Annotated in this window: 17 protein-coding genes; 14 read left to right on the plus strand and 3 right to left on the minus strand. The window is 43.1% G+C overall.

What is annotated here, in order from left to right:
- The first annotated feature begins 23 nt into the window (after nt 1–23).
- From B2863_RS11015 to B2863_RS11055, 9 genes are all read left to right on the plus strand, one after another.
- Nucleotides 24–815 carry a putative hydro-lyase gene (locus B2863_RS11015; protein WP_296210462.1) on the plus strand — a complete coding sequence of 264 codons (792 nt, stop codon included), beginning with the start codon at nt 24–26 and terminating at the stop codon, nt 813–815.
- A gap of 182 nt (nt 816–997) precedes the next feature.
- Nucleotides 998–1,510 carry an acetyl-CoA carboxylase biotin carboxyl carrier protein gene (gene accB, locus B2863_RS11020; RefSeq protein ID WP_296210465.1) on the plus strand — a complete coding sequence of 171 codons (513 nt, stop codon included), beginning with the start codon at nt 998–1,000 and terminating at the stop codon, nt 1,508–1,510.
- Nucleotides 1,511–1,578: 68 nt separating this feature from the next.
- Nucleotides 1,579–2,925, plus strand: coding sequence for an acetyl-CoA carboxylase biotin carboxylase subunit (gene accC, locus B2863_RS11025; protein WP_296210468.1), 1,347 nt, complete (start codon nt 1,579–1,581; stop codon nt 2,923–2,925).
- Nucleotides 2,926–3,128: 203 nt separating this feature from the next.
- Entirely contained in the window at nt 3,129–3,782 is a 654-nt protein-coding gene (pxpB, locus tag B2863_RS11030; RefSeq protein WP_296210470.1) for a 5-oxoprolinase subunit PxpB, read from the plus strand.
- 52 nt (nt 3,783–3,834) lie between these two features.
- Nucleotides 3,835–4,758 (plus strand): biotin-dependent carboxyltransferase family protein, encoded by a 924-nt coding sequence (locus tag B2863_RS11035; RefSeq protein WP_296210473.1) that lies wholly within the window; start codon nt 3,835–3,837, stop codon nt 4,756–4,758.
- Nucleotides 4,748–5,485: a 5-oxoprolinase subunit PxpA gene (pxpA, locus tag B2863_RS11040; protein ID WP_296210476.1), complete on the plus strand. Its 738-nt coding sequence runs from the start codon at nt 4,748–4,750 to the stop codon at nt 5,483–5,485. The genes B2863_RS11035 and pxpA overlap by 11 nt, the downstream gene beginning before the upstream one ends.
- A 226-nt stretch (nt 5,486–5,711) precedes the next feature.
- The gene (locus B2863_RS11045; protein ID WP_296210479.1) at nt 5,712–6,899 is read left to right on the plus strand and encodes an NRAMP family divalent metal transporter; all 1,188 of its coding nucleotides are present in this window, start codon (nt 5,712–5,714) and stop codon (nt 6,897–6,899) included.
- A 23-nt stretch (nt 6,900–6,922) separates the two neighbouring features.
- Nucleotides 6,923–7,345, plus strand: coding sequence for an acetyl-CoA carboxylase biotin carboxyl carrier protein (locus B2863_RS11050; RefSeq protein WP_296210482.1), 423 nt, complete (start codon nt 6,923–6,925; stop codon nt 7,343–7,345).
- Nucleotides 7,346–7,683: 338 nt separating this feature from the next.
- Nucleotides 7,684–8,790 (plus strand): PIN domain-containing protein, encoded by a 1,107-nt coding sequence (locus B2863_RS11055; protein WP_296210484.1) that lies wholly within the window; start codon nt 7,684–7,686, stop codon nt 8,788–8,790.
- 174 nt (nt 8,791–8,964) lie between these two features.
- On the opposite strand, the gene cueR is transcribed toward B2863_RS11055, so the two are convergent.
- On the minus strand, nt 8,965–9,357 hold the full coding sequence (gene cueR, locus B2863_RS11060) for a Cu(I)-responsive transcriptional regulator (RefSeq protein WP_296210488.1): 393 nt from the start codon (nt 9,355–9,357) through the stop codon (nt 8,965–8,967).
- Nucleotides 9,358–9,433: 76 nt separating this feature from the next.
- A complete protein-coding gene (locus tag B2863_RS11065) occupies nt 9,434–11,911 on the minus strand; it encodes a heavy metal translocating P-type ATPase (RefSeq protein ID WP_296210490.1) in 2,478 nt (825 codons plus the stop codon).
- A gap of 415 nt (nt 11,912–12,326) precedes the next feature.
- Here B2863_RS11065 and B2863_RS11070 point away from each other — a divergent pair, with 415 nt between their 5' ends.
- Nucleotides 12,327–13,040: a DarT1-associated NADAR antitoxin family protein gene (locus B2863_RS11070; protein ID WP_296210493.1), complete on the plus strand. Its 714-nt coding sequence runs from the start codon at nt 12,327–12,329 to the stop codon at nt 13,038–13,040.
- Between the two features lie 272 nt (nt 13,041–13,312).
- Here the strand turns inward: B2863_RS11070 and B2863_RS11075 are convergent, their stop codons facing one another.
- Nucleotides 13,313–14,203, minus strand: coding sequence for a LysR family transcriptional regulator (locus tag B2863_RS11075; RefSeq protein WP_296210494.1), 891 nt, complete (start codon nt 14,201–14,203; stop codon nt 13,313–13,315).
- Between the two features lie 190 nt (nt 14,204–14,393).
- On the opposite strand from B2863_RS11075, the gene B2863_RS11080 reads away from it, so the two are divergent.
- From B2863_RS11080 to B2863_RS11095, 4 genes are all read left to right on the plus strand, one after another.
- On the plus strand, nt 14,394–14,783 hold the full coding sequence (locus tag B2863_RS11080; protein WP_296210497.1) for a RidA family protein: 390 nt from the start codon (nt 14,394–14,396) through the stop codon (nt 14,781–14,783).
- A gap of 48 nt (nt 14,784–14,831) precedes the next feature.
- Nucleotides 14,832–16,307: an aldehyde dehydrogenase family protein gene (locus B2863_RS11085; RefSeq protein ID WP_296210500.1), complete on the plus strand. Its 1,476-nt coding sequence runs from the start codon at nt 14,832–14,834 to the stop codon at nt 16,305–16,307.
- A 105-nt stretch (nt 16,308–16,412) separates the two neighbouring features.
- Nucleotides 16,413–17,402 (plus strand): membrane dipeptidase, encoded by a 990-nt coding sequence (locus B2863_RS11090; protein WP_296210503.1) that lies wholly within the window; start codon nt 16,413–16,415, stop codon nt 17,400–17,402.
- A gap of 198 nt (nt 17,403–17,600) precedes the next feature.
- A partial coding sequence (locus tag B2863_RS11095) for a BCCT family transporter (RefSeq protein WP_296210506.1) occupies nt 17,601–18,013 on the plus strand: 413 nt, incomplete at its 3' end.

The following is an 18,013-nucleotide window of genomic DNA, read 5'->3' on the forward strand; positions in this document are numbered from 1 at the left end:
ATAAAGCGTAAGAGGTTGTAATAATGTTAGATTTAGCAAATATGACGCCGACAGAGGTCAGAGCGTTAATCAGTAACAATGAACTTAACAAGCCGACTTCCGGCATGTGTAAAGGTCATATACAAGCAAACCTAGTCATAGTGCCCAAAAATTTGGCCTATGATTTTTTATTGTTTGCACAAAGAAACCCAAAGTCTTGTCCTATTTTAGATGTAACAGATGTCGGTAGTGCAGAGCCACGTCTCATGGCAAAAGGCGCAGACTTGAGGTCTGATGTCCCAAAGTATCGGATATACAAATTTGGCGAATTAGTGGCTGAGGTATCAGATCTAAAAGACTACTGGAGAGAGGATTTGGTCTGCTTTCTTTTAGGATGCAGTTTTTCCTTTGAGTCTGCCATGCTAAATGCGTCTATTCCTATTAGACATATTGAAGACAATCACAATGTGCCAATGTATATCACAAACATAGAAACTGAGCCTGCAGGACAGTTTCATGGGAAAATGGTGGTTAGCATGCGGCCAATACCTTATCCATTAATCACCAGAGCCGTCCAAGCGACCTCTCGATTTCCGCAAGTACATGGCGCGCCTATTCATATCGGAGACCCTAGTGTCATCGGTATAACCGACATTCATGTGCCTGATTTTGGTGATGCATCCATCATAAAAGAAGGCGAAGTCCCTGTATTTTGGGCTTGCGGTGTGACGCCGCAAAGTATCGCTATGACTAGTAAGCCAGAGCTGATGATAACGCATTCACCAGGACATATGTTTATCTGCGACCCAAGAGATGAAGACTTGGCAGTTCTATAATTTCTGATGACAAAAGTGCTTTTAATACGCATAGAGATAATTAATTTCAAACTATTATTTTAATAAGCCAATCAATAAATTGTCACATATCGTTCAACAATCACACTTTACATACATCACTAGGTACGAATTTTTTATAAAAAATAATTGTTCACTTTCACTCTAATGGAATAGCCAATCATATGAATATCAATTTTACGGATCTGGAAAAACTGATCAAACTTGCAGAATGCGCCGATATAAAATCTTTAGAACTCACTGATGGTGATGCACGTATTTCTATCGTTTGCCAATCTGACGGCAACCAAAGTAGCGGCAATCATATCGCTCATACTCCCAACCCAAGGGCGTCTCATTCAGAGTCTCAAACCGAAACCACTCAAAATAGTACGGATAATAATACCAATGTAGACAGTGATCGTAGTGATGAAACTGTGACTACAGAGGTGGAGAAATCCCAAATAATAGCGCCTATGCTAGGTACGTTTTATCGTCGCTCTGAGCCGACAGCAGAAGTGTTTTTTCAGGTAGGAGATAAGGTGGAAGTAGGGCAGACACTATGCATCATTGAAGCCATGAAAATGATGTACGAGGTCAAAGCAGAAACTGCGTGTACGCTTAAAGAGATTTTGGTTGATGAAGGTGATGTCGTAGAGTATGCCCAGCCCTTATTTGTTATAGAGCCAAACAGTTAAAGCCGCTCAATATTGTATAGACGCTGCACAAACACTGTATTTGACACTATATTTTTAAGGGAATAAACATGTTCACAAAAATCTTAATTGCCAATCGCGGCGAGATTGCGCTACGTATTATCCGAGCTTGTAAGCAGTTGGGTATTAAATCCGTCATTGCCCATTCTGAATCAGACAAAGACTCATTGCCTGTACGCCTAGCCGATGAAGCAGTATGCATCGGGCCTGCCAATGCCACGCACAGCTACCTTAATCAAAGAGCGCTAGTTTCTGCTGCAAAAATCACCAATGCGCAAGCCATCCATCCAGGCTATGGCTTTTTGTCTGAAAACTCAGACTTTGCCGCTTTGGTTGAAGACTCAGGTCTCACCTTTATTGGCCCAACGGCTGACAATATCAGAAACATGGGCGACAAGGTTGAAGCCAAAAAACAAATGACGATGGCGGGCGTGCCCTGTGTGCCTGGTTCTGATGGTGCATTGCCTGCTGATTCAGAGCAAGTTATCAAGATTGCCAGTGACGTTGGTTATCCAGTCATTATCAAAGCAGCAAGCGGTGGCGGCGGTCGTGGGATGCGCGTGGTCGAAAAAGAAGCCGACTTACTCTCTGCGATTTCTATGACGCAAACAGAAGCCAAAGCCAATTTTGGTAGCGCCATTGTCTATCTTGAAAAATACCTACAAGCACCGCGTCATATCGAAGTGCAAGTCATGTCCGATACCCACGGTAATGCTATCTATTTAGGCGAGCGTGATTGCTCTATGCAGCGTCGTCATCAAAAAGTTATTGAAGAAGCGCCAGCACCCGGTATTACTGAAGAGCAGCGCCAGAAAATCGGACAAGCATGTGTCACAGCTTGCGAGCAAATGCAGTATAGAGGCGCAGGCACGTTTGAGTTTCTATATGAAAATGGCGAATTCTTCTTTATCGAGATGAATACTCGTGTGCAAGTTGAGCACACCATCACTGAGATGGTGACGGGTGTTGATATTGTGCAAGAACAAATCAGAGTGGCGGCAGGGCTTCCACTGGCATACAAGCAAAGTGATATCGCCATTACCGGACACGCTTTTGAGTGCCGTATTAATGCTGAAAACGCGCAGACATTTTTGCCAAATGCTGGACGCATAGACTACTGCCACATGCCAGCAGGGTTTGGTATCAGAGTAGATAGTCATGCTGAGTCGAACTACACCGTGCCGCCATCTTATGACAGTTTGATTGCCAAGATATGTGTACAAGATCGTTCAAGAGAAAAAGCGATAGAAAAAATGCGTGCGGCATTATCAGAAGCGCAAATCACCGGGATTGATACCAATATTGGTCTGCATCAGCGACTCTTTGAGGATAAGGTGTTTTGTGAAGGTCAAATGAGCATCCATTATCTAGAACAGTGGATACAAGACAATATATAAATCAGGTCTGACCCGCAAAAATTAAAACCAAATCTGACATTAGCGTCAGAAGCGTCAGAATCAAGATACAGTCGGTTCAATATAATTTGGATACAAGGAAGGCGAGTGAAAGTACTACAAGTAGTAGACTAAGCGAGCCTGACACCGTATCCAATTTATAGATGATTTGACTGTAGTAGATAAAAATAATGGAGCACGTGCTAATGGAACTACAATGGCAACTATGCAGTGAAACCAATCTCGCGTTGTTTTTCCCTAAACCGATCACCTTAGAAAAACAACAAAAGTGCTGGGCTTTATCAGACAGCATCCAGAAAATGCCAGAAGTCATCGAAGTGGTGATTGGTATGAATACGCTCAGTGTATTCATCGTGCCATTAACTTGGGCTGAGCTTACTACCTTTAAAGATAAGCTGTCAGATTTGCTCAATGACATCCCTTCAAAAACCATCCATGGCAAGCACGTCGAGATACCAGTACATTACGGTGGAAAATATGGCCCTGATCTAGCGGCCATGGCGAATGAGCTAAAACTCTCGGTCGAAGCCGTTGTTGAGCTACATACCAAAGCCACTTATACCGTTTACTTTATCGGTTTTCAGCCAGGATTTCCTTATCTTGGCGGCTTGTCTGAGTCGCTGTATTTCCCAAGACACGCCATCCCTAGAACTCAAGTGCCAGCAGGCTCAGTGGGTATCGGCGGCGAGCAGACAGGGGTGTACCCTTTTGAGTCTCCAGGCGGCTGGCAGTTACTCGGCCAGACGGATACTGCTTTATTTGATTTAACCAAGTCTTCTCCGACGTTGCTTAACGCAGGCGATACTTTGACATTTAAAGCGATTGATATTCATCAATAAGCGATAAATAAAAGATGCATGAATCAAAAAGACAAATGAACAGGTGGTATCAATGAAAATTTTAACTGCAAGCGCCCTTGCCAGTATTCAAGATTCGGGACGACTGGGTTACCGAAGCATGGGCGTGGGTAGAAATGGCGTGATGGACAGCTGGGCGCTACAAGCCGGCAATGCTTTGATGAAAAACGAAGCCAACGAACCCGCTATTGAAATAGCACTCGGTGAGCTAACCATACAGTTTGAAGAAAGCGTCAGCTTTTGCTTAACAGGCTCTTTATACGAGGCCTATCTAGACGACAAGCGTGTTCCTTGCTATTGGCGTATCAATGCAACAGCTGGGCAAACGCTCAAACTTTTGCGCCCGCTACAAGGCATGTATACCTATTTATGTGTGCATGGCGGCTTTGATATCGAGCCAGTATTGCAGTCAGTTAGCACCAATCTCAAAGCAGGGTTTGGCGGATTTGAAGGCAGATATTTAAAAGCCGATGACAGCTTAACGGTAAAATCTGAATCCAGCCTGCCTGTCATTGGGGTGGCTCGACTTGCCCCAACCGAGGTTATTCGAGTGATAAAAAGCAGTGAGTATGATTGCTTCACTGAGTCGTCTAAACAAGCATTTGAGACCCAGCCATGGAAACTACAAAGCAGTAGCAACCGTATGGGTTACCGCTTAGAGGGGACAGCAGCGCTTGAATTTAGTAAGCCAGTAGAAATGAGCTCACATGGCGTTGATATTGGAATGATTCAGGTGCCACCACAAGGACAACCGATTGTGTTAATGGCAGACGGGCAAACGACGGGTGGCTACCCTAAAATTGCAACCGTTATTAACGCAGACATAGGGCTGATGGCACAGATTAGATTTGGCAAAGCCTGTCAGTTCGTCGTTGTGTCGTTAGAGCAGGCGCTGCGTGAACAACAGAAAAGACAACATTACATCGATCAAATAAAGGAGTATGCCAATGAAAATTGATTTAAATGCTGATGTGGCTGAAGGCTGCGGGCAAGACGACAAGTTATTGACGATAGTCAGCTCAGCCAATGTCTGCTGCGGTCTTCATGCTGGTTCTTACAGCGAGATGCTAGCCACGTTGCAATTGGCAAAAGAAAACAACGTGAGCGTAGGCGCACATCCTGGTCTAAACGATAGAGAAAACTTTGGCCGTATTCATCAGCCATTAAGCGAATCTGAGTATCGTGCTTTGTTAGCATATCAGTTGGGTGCAACCAAAGCGCTCTGTGACTTGGTTGGTGTGACTTTGGACTATGTAAAACCGCATGGTGCGTTGTACAACCAAGCGGCCATTGATGAAGATTTATCAGACATTTTGGCCAGTGAAATCAAACGATTTGATCCAAATCTAAAAGTCATGGGTCTGTCTGGTGGTTATCTGGTTAAAGCAGCCAAAAAGCAGGGTTTAGCCTCGATATCAGAAGTGTTTGCCGATAGGAACTATGAAAAAGACGGCTCATTGGTCTCTCGTAGCAAAGACAATGCGCTAATAACCGATACGGATGATGCGATTAAGCATGTATTGCAGATGATAACTGAAGGGACTGTCACCAGTGTCTGCGGTCAAACCGTACCCGTAGAGGCACAAAGTATCTGCCTACATGGGGATGGTGAACACGCCATTTTGTTTGCGCAAGAAATAAAGAAACAACTAGAGCTCAAAGGTATCACTATCTCTGCCTACTAAATATCCGCACGCTAGGGCATGTCCTCAATTCAATCGATGGTCATCTAAATGGGTTAAAAATGGCTAAATCTTGCCAAACAGCGTCAAATAGCTGACTAATATCTCGATATTATCTGCGCTATTTTCCTTGTTTGACTACAATTTATCTCATTTTTACCACCATTTTTAAAATGAGGACACGCCCTAATCATTTGATTAAATAATCCCATATAGAACAAGGATGTTTATGAGCACCATAAAAAAACATAATACCGCCATTTTAGGCGCGGCCTTCCTGATGGCCACATCAGCAGTAGGGCCAGGGTTTTTGACCCAAACGGCCACATTCACCGAAAGCCTAATGGCAAGTTTCGGCTTTGTTATCTTAATATCTATTGTTATGGACATCGGCGTCCAGCTTAACGTTTGGCGAGTAGTCGCAGTCTCCAAAAAACGCGCGCAGGAAATCGCCAACTTGGTGTTCCCTGGTGTCGGTTACTTGCTCGCGTTCTTAATCATTGCGGGTGGTCTGGCTTTTAATATTGGTAATATTGGCGGTGCCGGACTTGGCATGCAGTCCATGTTCAATATGTCGCCCATCACAGGCGCCCTGATTAGTGGTGTGATTGCCGTCGCCATATTTTTAGGCCGAGAAACGGGGCCTATGATGGATAAATTCGCTCAGTTAATGGGTTTTATCCTGATTGTATTGGTCATTTATGTGGTCTTTAAATCTGATCCACCATTAGCAGAAGCCGTCAGCAAAACCATCATGCCTGACAAAATTGATGCAGTGGCTATCGTGACGCTAGTTGGCGGTACGGTTGGCGGTTATATTACTTTCTCAGGTGCGCATCGCTTATTAGAAGCAGGCGTCAGCGGAGAAGAGAATTTAAAATCAGTAACCAGAAGCTCGGTCTCTGGTATTTTGATTGCCTCTGTTATTCGCGTATTTTTATTCCTTGCCGTATTAGGCGTGGTATCTCAAGGCTTTGCATTGGATCCTGCCAACCCAGCCATGTCGCCGTTTCAGTACATTTTAGGAAACGCAGGTAAAGTTATTTTTGGTATGGTGATTTGGGCTGCGTCTGTGACCTCGGTGATTGGTGCTGCTTATACCTCTGTGTCTTTTATGACCAACTTTCATCCGTTCATTGAGACCTATAAACGCTACTTCATTATAGGTTTCATCGTTATCTCAACGTTGGTGTTTGCCACTGTCGGTAAACCGGCTCAAGTATTGGTATTGGTCGGTACGTTAAATGGCTTAGTGCTACCTATCGCTATGGTCATCATTCTGATTGCCGCCTACAGAAAAAATATCGTTGGCAATTATAAGCATCCGATTTGGATTGCGGCATTTGGTTGGTTAATCGCCATCGTGATGAGTATCCTAAGTGTCATGACCATTGCTAAATATCTGGGCATGAGTTAAAAAATTAAGATAAGGAATGTATTATGGATATAGAGCAAATAACACGTGTGGTCAAACTGGTTGAAAGCAGTCAGCTACACGAAGTCACGATTGCAGACAACGGGCAGTCTATTACGGTGGTTAACAATCTAGGTGCGCAGAATAATGTTAGCGCTAGTCCTATAGAGGCCACGACTACTCATGAGCCTGAACAACAGGGTAGTGATGTCTTGCAAGTATGTGCCACTTATGTGGGGCAGGTCTACTTAAGTGAAGACGATGCAACAGACAATTTGGTCAAAGAAGGCGACCATATTCAAAAAGGTCAGACCGTTTGCTTCATTAATGAGTTGACCCGTTTGCAGCCAGTGATTAGTAATAAAGAAGGTGTGGTCACGGCAGTTTTGGTTGAAAATGACCAGAAAGTTGAATACGGGCAACCTATTTTTGAGTTAACTCGTAGTTAAAGACAGTTAACGTAGTTTTGGTTAAGACAAAATATAAACCCTTTAAGCATCATCTGTCGCTTAAAGGGTTTTTTATGTGCTGAGTATTTGTATTAGCCTCATCATGTATCTCGTACATCTGATATAAGTTATTTGCTCTGTCCTAGATCTTCTAGAATGATACAATTCGGTGATGCTCTTAAAAGGCCACTCGTGCACTCTGCATTGGTATGATTCCTACTATCAAGTTAAAGACACTGAACTTTCAAGTCATAACAAACAAATTAACTACGCTCTTGAAAGCCCATACGCAGTAAGGCTGCGCTGGTTATTGAGGCGTTATATTAAGAAGGTAACTCATGAGCACAGAACTAGAGAGTAGATTGGTATTTATTGATACTTCTGCGTATGAAAGCAAAAATTTCCAATTTAATGAACATGCGTTAGGTAAGCTTTGTGATTTTCTTGAATCTGAAAGGCTCCATCTCCTTATTACTCAAATTACAATTAATGAAATAAAAGCTCATTTATTATTAAAATCGGAAGAATCAGCAAGAGCTATAAAGAAAATACAAAAAGATGCAATGTTCTTGAGAAATACTCCTAATCTTGCTTGCCATGGAATTTTTGAGAAAGTCAAAGCCGAAGAGATTTACCAAATTGCTTTAGCAAGTTTTGAAGAGTTTCTTGATAAAAGTTCAGCTGAAATTGTTGACATAAAAAATGTTAATGCGTCTAGTGTTTTCGATAAATATTTTAAATCAGAACCTCCCTTCGGTGGAGCAAATAAAAAATCTGAATTTCCTGATGCCTTTGTTCTCGAAGCCGTAGCTAAGGTAAGCAAAGATAGAGGGCATACTTTATATGTCATCAGTGATGATGGTGATATGGAGAAATATGCGAACACTTTAGATAATTTGATTCATTTAAGGAGAGTTGATGATCTCTTGGATTTAGTTGTTCGTAAAGAAGAAGAGTTGAAAGAACCTGTCAAATTTGCAGATAGTATTCTTGAGCAGCTGAAAGAAGAATTAATTGAAAATGCCAAAGAGAAAATTGATTCATCAGAATTCTATTCAGACGAGATGAATGAATTTGATGATGAAATATACCAAATAGATATTGAGTCAGTTTGTATAAATCACAAGAATATAATTTCGGTGTCAGATGAGAATGTTGAGTATGAAATAGATTTTGAGGTTGTTCTAAAGGCCTATTATTCAATTGCTGATTACGGTCGCTCACCGTGGGATCCTGAAGATAAAGTTTATATGTTTGTACTGCGTAACGATATTGTGAAGAAACATACTGAAGTTTTTTCAGCCTATGTCAGTATTGATTACATGAGTGGGATAAGAGCTAATGCTGAAATTTCAGAACTAGACTTTACTGACTCAGTATTTGAACTAAATGAAGATAATAGTGAAATAATCAGCGTGAAACATTTAGATTTAAGGGGTGAATAAAAACTCACTTAAGTGAAGTCGTGATATAACTATAGGTTAAAGTTCCGAACATCTGCTTATGGCACTGAAATGACTATTAATATTTGATCTGTGTTAATACTCACTTCTCTTTTAATGATGTGAAAAAACAACATAACCGAGAACGTCTTCGTGGAGAAGTGCTCGTTAAGAGCTCTATTTAGCTTGCCCTAGATCCTCTAAAATAGCGCACTCTGCATTATTATCGCCTGCGCAATGATCAAAAGAGTTCTGTAGCGAGTCGACCATCTCCTGCAATTGCGCGATTTTTTGGTTTAACGTTTCAATATGCTCTTGTGTCAGTTGCTTAACATCTGCACTCTGACGATTGGCATTTTTACGCAGATACAGTAACTCCTTCATTTGCTTGGATGAGAACCCCAAGTCACGAGAATGTCTTAAAAAGCATAAGTCGTCAATATCGTCTTTAGAATACAAGCGATAACCTGAGTTCGAGCGATTGACTGTTTCTAGCAAGCCAATCTGTTCATAGTAGCGAATCATTTTGGTAGAGATGCCTGATTGCTTTGATGCTTGACCAATATTCATATTTTTCCTCCTAACCTAGAAAGGGCTTAAGCATTAATGTTTAAACCCTATATGGATATCCTTTACGATTCTACATTCACTTTGTAATGACGGGTACTTTGAAATACTTCAAGCGTAACGCATTACCTAAGACAAAAACAGATGACAGCGCCATTGCGCCTGCCGCAAAAATGGGTGAGAGCAGGATACTAAAGGCGGGATACAAGACACCTGCAGCAATCGGGATCAAAGCAACATTATAAATAAACGCCCAAGCCAGATTTTGTCTGATATTACTGATGGTGGCTTTACTCAAGGCAATCGCAGTAGGCACGCCTTGCAGACTACCTGACATTAGCACCACTTCAGCCGCCTCAATCGCCACGTCTGTGCCTGTACCAATGGCCAATCCAACATCGGATTGAGCCAATGCAGGGGCATCATTGATACCGTCACCAACAAATGCCACTCGGCCATATTGTTCTTGCAATTGGCGTACTGCATCTACCTTGCCTTCGGGCAATACTTCTGCTACTACCTGATCGATATTTAGTTTTGCGGCAATCGCTTGGGCGGTATGGCGATTATCACCTGTAATCATGGCCACTTTTAAGCCCAACTGATGCAATGCAGCGATGGCGGTATGAGTTGTTTCTTTAATAGGGTCGGCAACGGCAATGATAGCGGCCAATTGCTGATCAATCGATACATAGAGTGGGGTTTTGCCTTCTTGCCCCAAACGTAGCGCATCTTGTTCAAAAGGCGCAACATCAAGCCCCAATTGTTGCATATAACGATCCGCGCCAATATGAATCACTTGGCCTGTCACGTTTGCTTGAATACCCAAACCTGTCATCGCTTCAAAGTCAGTGATAGGAAGCAGTTGAATATTCTGTTGTTCTGCGGCTTGTACAATGGCCAAGGCAATGGGATGCTCAGACTTTGCTTCAACCGATGCCACCACACGTAAGACTTGTTCTTTCTCAAACCCTTGTTGGACTTGGAAATCCGTTAACGTAGGTTTGCCTTCAGTCAATGTGCCTGTTTTATCAACGGCAACCACGCTCACGTCTTGCAACATTTGTAGCGCTTCACCTTTACGGAATAGCACGCCCAATTCTGCACCACGACCCGTACCGACCATAATAGAGGTGGGAGTGGCCAATCCCATTGCACAAGGGCAGGCTACAATGAGCACGGCAACCGCATTGATTAAACCAAAGGTTAAGGCAGGGTCAGGGCCAAAAATCAACCAAACTATAAAGGTTAATGCTGATAAAAACATCACCGCTGGTACAAACCACATGGTGACTTTATCCACCAATGCTTGAATCGGTAATTTAGAGCCTTGGGCTTGTTCTACCATACGAATGATTTGCGCTAATACAGAATCTTCACCGATGGCCGTTGCTCGAATATTCACGGTGCCGTTTTGATTGATAGTACCGCCGACTACTTGATCACCTGCTTGTTTTTTCACAGGGACAGGTTCACCAGTAATCATAGATTCATCAATATAACTGTGACCGTCAACGACTTCGCCATCGATAGGCACACGCTCACCTGGGCGAATCTCAACGATCATTTTTGCGGTGACATCTTCTACAGGGACTTCAATGACTTTGCCATCTTGCTGTACACGGGCAGTCTTTGCCTGCATGCCTACTAAATGCTGAATGGCCCCAGAAGTACGACCTTTAGCCTTTGCTTCAAAATAGCGTCCTAATAAAATCAAGCTCACAATCATGGCAGCGGCTTCGTAATAGACGTGCACCGTGCCTTCAGGTAACGCTTGCGGGATAAAAGTCGCTATCAGAGAAAAGCCATACGCTGCGATAGTACCAATCGCCACTAGCGAATTCATATCTGGCGCAAAACGCAATAAGGCTGGCACGCCTTTTTGATAAAAGCGTCGGCCTGGAAAAAGTAGTACCAATGTGGTCAAAACAAACTGTATCCACCAACTTTGCTGAGTGCCGAGGTTATTCACTACCCACATATGAAAGGCGGGAATCATATGCGAGCCCATTGCTAGAATGAATACGGGCAGTGACAACAGCGCAGAAAGCCCCAAATCTCGTTTAAGCTGATTTTGCTCCGAGGCTTTCTTATCTTGTCGATCACTTTGATCTTGTTCTACCAGTTTGGCCTCGTAGCCCGCTTTTTTAACGGCCTCAATCAATTCACTCATCTGTATTTGAGCATCGCCTTTAATCCAAGCGCGTTCAGTCGCAAGGTTTACAGTAGCTTGTTGCACGCCAGCGACTTTGGCCAAGAATTTTTCGACCCGTCCAACGCAAGAGGCACAGCTCATGCCTTCTATAGATAGCTCGATAGGCTTGGTTTCAGTCACTTTATAGCCTGCACGCTCTACCGCTTTGTTTAACTGGGCAACATCTACAGGCTGCGATGAGTAAACAGTCGCCTGTTCAGTGGCAAGATTTACCTCGGCGTTTTCAACGTGCTCAATACTTTTTAATTGTTTTTCAATACGCCCAACACACGAGGCGCAACTCATGCCTTCAATGCTCAGCACTTCTTGATAAGTAGGGGCTTTAGTATTTTTTGTTTTCATAACAACCTCTGTCGTTTTTAATTCTGTTTTTAATCTATAGTGACAGCATATAGGTTGACATCATGGTAAGGTCAAGCGTATTTCTTTGAATGTTTTTAAACCCGTTTATAGTAGCGTCTTATATTCGTTGTTAAGCTTAAAATAGCTCGATTATGGTTTATTGTTGAAGGTATGGCGGCATTAATTCTGAAATAGGGTAGGATAAATGACTAAGAATAAGATAAACTGCCTCCGCGAGCGTTGACTCGGTTCAGCGCATTTCAAATTGAGTAGCGATATTTTATGACTAGAAAGTAAAACCCCAATAATAAAGAACGCTGATAGCAGTGACAGAACGAGCTGTCATAAGCATCTTTGCTAGACTAATGATGAATGAACACTTTATACAAGACCATTGATATTAAGGCACATCACTATGGAAGAAGTACCAAATACGATAGAACAAAGACCCGTATTCATGCCCAAAGTCAACAGTGACAATTTGGTAAAAACGGATATGGTTATGTTTGAGCGACATGTGGGATTTGCAACCAGACAAAAGAAAAAGTCCATCAATGACCTACAACAAGTCATTCGCAAAAAGTATGGATTTAAGCAAGTACTCGAGCTCTCTAGCAAGTCTGGCAATAAGCTAAGTTTTCCGCTAAGCCCTTTCAGCTTACAGATTACGGATGAGCATGATGGCAATCCATATAGTGTCGAAAATGCTTTTCAAGCCAGTATGGTTTTTGAAGATGGTGGTCCTTACACGGATTTGCTAACAGTAGCGCCAAGACAAGCCCGGAAAGATGAGCGATTGATGACCTCGGGCGAGCTCATTGGCTACAATTACTTTGGTATGGAATGGGGCGTAGAGCCGTTAACGACGTTTTATGATTGGCTGTACGTGAATGCGCTCAAGCAAAACCCTCAGCTGCATGAAGAAGTTATTCAATATCAAGGGTTTACTGATATTACCTTTAATCCTAAAAAATCTATCCATAGTGCAGCGTATGCGTTGGCACTGTTTGTGGCATTGCATAAACGAGAGCTGCTCGATAATGTTGAAGACCCAATGGCGTTTTATGACTTATGTAATAATTTTAAAATCAGCAATACTGAGCACCTGTTAGAAGAAGGTTGGATCTGATCGTCAAATCAGCTTGCTTAAGTTTGCTTGAGCCGAAAGCTACGATCCATAATGTATCGTAGCTTTTTTATGTCTCTATGTTCAAAGCTACTAGGGCTTGTTTTCGTTTCAAAAATGGTGATAAAAATGAGATAAATTGCCGTCAAACAAGAAAAATAGCGCAGATAATATCGGGATATTAGCCAGCTATTTGACGAGTTTTGGCAAGATTTAGCCCATTTAGATGACTATCGAGTGAATTGAAGACACGCCCTAGTAAACATACTTAAGCTTTACAGCCAATAGTTCTCTTGGACATAGGCGATACAGAGATCATAAAATGCTTGAGCTGGGGGAGAGATAGATTTATCAGCAAGTTTAAAGATACCGATTTGCCGGTTTAAAGAAGGGTCAACTAAATCTATCCAAACGAGTTCCGGCTCATTCGCAGGGAAGGCAAGCTTGGGTAAAGTAGTGATACCTAGATTATTGCGCAATAAAGAAAACAGCGATGTGATATTTTCTACCGTGTACCTTGCCCTGCGATTGAGTGCTTCGGCTGGCGTGTTTTCGAGCAATCTGCAAGTGCCATTATAAATAAATGGCTGCGCCATGAGTTGCTGCCATGTCAGCCCTTGCGACTGATTTAACTGGTTGTTTAGCTCATTACTTTTCAGACAGACCACACCAATTGGGTCTGATATGAGTAAAGTAAAATCTATATTCGTTTGATCAATACTGGTGCAATTGCCCAGTGCTAAATCAATTTCTCCGGCTAACAATCGATTGGCCACACCGACAGAGTTATCATCTATCAATACAATCTCGATATCAGGATATTTTTTTGAGTATTCAACCAATACGCTAGGTAACAATTTAGTCACTAGCGACGGTACGCTTGCAATCTTAATCTTACCTTTTTCGCCAGACGCAGAGGCTTTTAAGTCGTCTTCTAGCGCTTGATAAATGCTAAGAAACTGCTCAATCTTTGGTAAGCAGGTTTCACCGAAAGGCGTGAGTAGAGCTTTGTTTCCTACTTCAAATAATCGCTGTCCTAAGGTTTTTTCTAATTCCTTTATTGAGGCTGATAAAGCAGCTTGCGAGCGATTGGCACGATCAGCCGCCGCACGAAACCCTCCTTCTTCCACGACAAATAAGAAATGACGCAATTGCTGTAACTTCATATTCAGACCATCCAAAACTATTTTTCAATAACTTATCTTAAATGATAGATTAAATCTATCGAAATTCAAATTTAATTAGTTAGATTTATCGTTACTAATTGAGTAGGATAAGTCATGTAGCAATTGGCAGTGATTAAAAAAAATCTTAGTTCGCCTACTGCTGAAACCACTTATCAAAGGACATGACAATATGATGACTCACTCAAACAAACAGGCCGTTAAAACCTCGCTTTATGCGTCTAAAGCACCTTTGGAGTGGGCCATCACTAATAATGGAACCTTATACACTGCCCAAATTCCTATCGATGAAAATGGTGACGTGGTTGCAGGGGGTATAGAATCGCAAACTCGCCAAACGCTAGACAATCTTAAGCACACGCTAGAATGTGCCAATGTTGGCATGGATGCAGTTCTACAAGTAATGATCTATGTGACTGATCGCGACTATCTAAAAACCGTCAATCAAGTCTATGCTGAATACTTTGAAGCGCCCTATCCAAATCGGGCAGCACTGGTAATAGGTGGACTGGCTCGTGAAGAGATGCTGGTTGAGCTGGTCGTATATGCCGCTGTGCCTTAAATCTAATTTTAATATTCCATCTTTTAATACTTTATCAAGGAAGCACTTATGTCAGCCCACACCGCCCAACAGATATTGCAGCAAGACCCAACCAAATCACTTTATATCAATGGTGAATGGCAGGCAGGCGTAAATACCGTTGCCAATATCAATCCATCTGATATCACTGACACTATCGGTGAGTTCGCACAAGCAAGTAGCGATCAAGTCAAAGACGCTATTGATGCTGCCCGTCACGCTCAGCCAAAGTGGGAAGCGACTCCTTTAGAAAAGAAGCAGTCTATCCTACAAGCCATTGGCGATGAAATGATTTCCCGTTGTGATGAGCTAGGTACGCTGTTGTCACTTGAAGAAGGTAAGCCGTTTGCGGAAGGTCGCGGTGAGATTTACCGTGCAGGTCAGTTCTTTCATTACTATGCAGCGGAAGTATTGCGTCAAATGGGTGATACGGCTGATTCAGTGCGTCCTGGTGTCAAAGTTGAAGTTACCCGTGAAGCAGTCGGAGTGGTCGCGATTATCTCACCTTGGAACTTTCCAACTGCCACCGCTGTATGGAAAATCGCGCCAGCATTAGCGTTTGGTAACACTGTCATTTGGAAGCCTGCCAATTTAACGCCAGCCAGCGCGGTCGCATTGGCTGAAATCATTCATCGCCAAGGCCTGCCAGAAGGCACATTTAACTTACTATTGGGTGGCGGCTCGTCAGTCGGTGATGCCCTCATTAATTCTACAGACATCGATGCCGTCAGCTTTACGGGTTCTGTACCAACAGGTCGCAAAGTTGCGGCTGCGACGGCACCAAATTTTATCCGTTGTCAGCTTGAGATGGGCAGCAAAAACGCTTTGGTTATCGCTGACGATGCCGATTTGCAAGTCGCTATCGATGCAGCAGTGGCTGGTGCGTTCGGCGGTTCGGGTCAAAAATGTACGGCTTCTTCACGTCTTATCGTGATGGACGGTATTCACGATGCGTTTGTAGACGGTGTGATTGCCAAAATGAAAACCTTGAAAGTCGGTCATGCGCTTGAAGACGGTATCTTTATGGGTCCTGTTGTCGATGACAAGCAGCTGGCATCAAACATGGACTGGATCGAAAAAGCCAAGCAGTCTGGTGCTCATTTGGCGTTTGGCGGTGAGCGTTTAGAGATGCCGCATGACGGCTACTATATGTCGCCTACGTTATTTACTGAGACGGATAACAGCTGGGATATCAACCAAGAAGAAGTGTTTGCCCCGCTGGCGTGTGTCTTGCGTGTCAAAAATCTAGAAGAGGCGATTGCCATGACCAATGATACGCGATTTGGTCTGACGGGCGGCATCATTACCCAAAGCTTACGCAACAGTGCGATGTTCAAAGAGCAAGTACAAGCAGGCTGCGTCATGGTCAATCTGGCAACTGCAGGTACTGACTATCACGTGCCATTTGGTGGTCGTAAGCAGTCAAGCTTTGGCCCGCGTGAGCAAGGTCAATATGCCAAAGAGTTCTATACCATCGTCAAGACCGCTTATCAAAAAGCGTACTAGGGATGTCTTAACAAGAATACTCGTCGCTATCTGAACGTGCTGTACCAAAAGGTACTTACTTGCTAAAGATAGCGGCTATCGATAAAAGTATTAAAAGGAATTGATATGTACCAAGACCATATCGTCATTGATGGATTACAGTATAGCCATTGGGATCGCGACTACTTTAAGATGCTACAAGCCAGTGGTATCAATGCAGTACACGCCACCTTGGTCTATCACGAAGACGCTCGCCAAACCATGACCCGCTTTAGCGAATGGCATGCACGCTTTGAGCAAAACTCAGATCTTATATTACCCGTGTACTCAGTGGCTGATATTAAAACGGCAAAAGAGCAGGGTAAAGTTGGCATCTTTTTTGGCGCGCAGAATTGCTCACCAATCGACGATGAAATTGGTTTGATTAGCGTGATGCGTCGTCTGGGTCTATTGATCATGCAGCTGACTTACAACAACCAGAGCTTACTAGCGACAGGTTGTTATGAGCAGAATGATAGCGGTATCACCCGGTTTGGTCAGCAAGCCATCGCTGAGATGAATCGTGTCGGTATGATTATCGATATGTCACACAGCGCTGAGCGCTCAACGCTTGAGGCGATAGAAGTGTCGTCGCGTCCGATATGTATTAGCCATGCCAATCCAACCACGGCTCATGATGCACTGCGTAATAAATCGGATACAGTCATCAGTGCATTGACTCAAGCAGGCGGGTTGTTAGGGTTTAGTTTATACCCGTTTCATTTGCCAAATGGTAGTGACTGTACGCTCGATGACTTCTGTACCATGATTGCCAATTGCGCTGATAAGTATGGTGTGGAGCATTTAGCGATTGGCAGTGACTTGTGTCTTAATCAACCACAAGCTGTACTTGAGTGGATGCGTAATGGACGTTGGTCAAAAGCGATGGACTATGGCGAAGGCAATGCCAGTAATTCAGGTTGGCCAGATACTTTGCCATGGTTCGCTGGCAAAGACGGTATGGAAAACATCTATAACGGTCTGCTAAAGCACGGTTTTAATGAAAGTGATGCTGGAAAAGTCATTGGTCAAAACTGGTTCGATTTTTTAGAGCAAGGCTTAAAGCCTTTGGCTTAACCAATCAGTCTTAAAACAGTGTTTCAATCAACGGTTACTCGACATCGCTATAAGACGACAGTCGTGTTATAGCGCATATCTGTTTGAAGTAGGTAATTTAAATTAGATAGGTATGTATAGTGAGGTCGTTTGATCACATCCTCATTGCTACCACTCTGATCTAAAACGCAACGTTAGCATAGTATATGGAGCCACATCATGGCCGACTTAAAGGGATTTAATCAAAATGAGCAAGGACGCTCAACTCCTGTTAATCAAGGAGCAAATGACACCAAAGCCGCCGCTATTTCTACCGACACATTAGGCCTTAAAAATCCTGCGTTTTGGTACAGTGGCGGATTCATTGTAGCCTTTGTTTTGATGGCAATTTTTGCAGAAGCGCGTTTGGCAAAAATAGTCGAAGTGGGCTTTTCGTGGTCCGTCAAAATATTTGGGCCTTTTTGGCAGATATTGCTACTAGCTACTTTTGTCATTGCTTTGGCAGTCGGTGCTGGTCGTACAGGACGTGTGATTTTAGGCAATTTACCCGTACCTGAGATAGACAGTTTTAAATGGATGGCTATTCTTTTCTGCACACTATTGGCTGGGGGCGGGGTTTTTTGGGCTGCCGC

This window comes from Psychrobacter sp. UBA3480 (genome assembly GCF_002377945.1).
In the GTDB taxonomy this organism is placed as follows: domain Bacteria; phylum Pseudomonadota; class Gammaproteobacteria; order Pseudomonadales; family Moraxellaceae; genus Psychrobacter.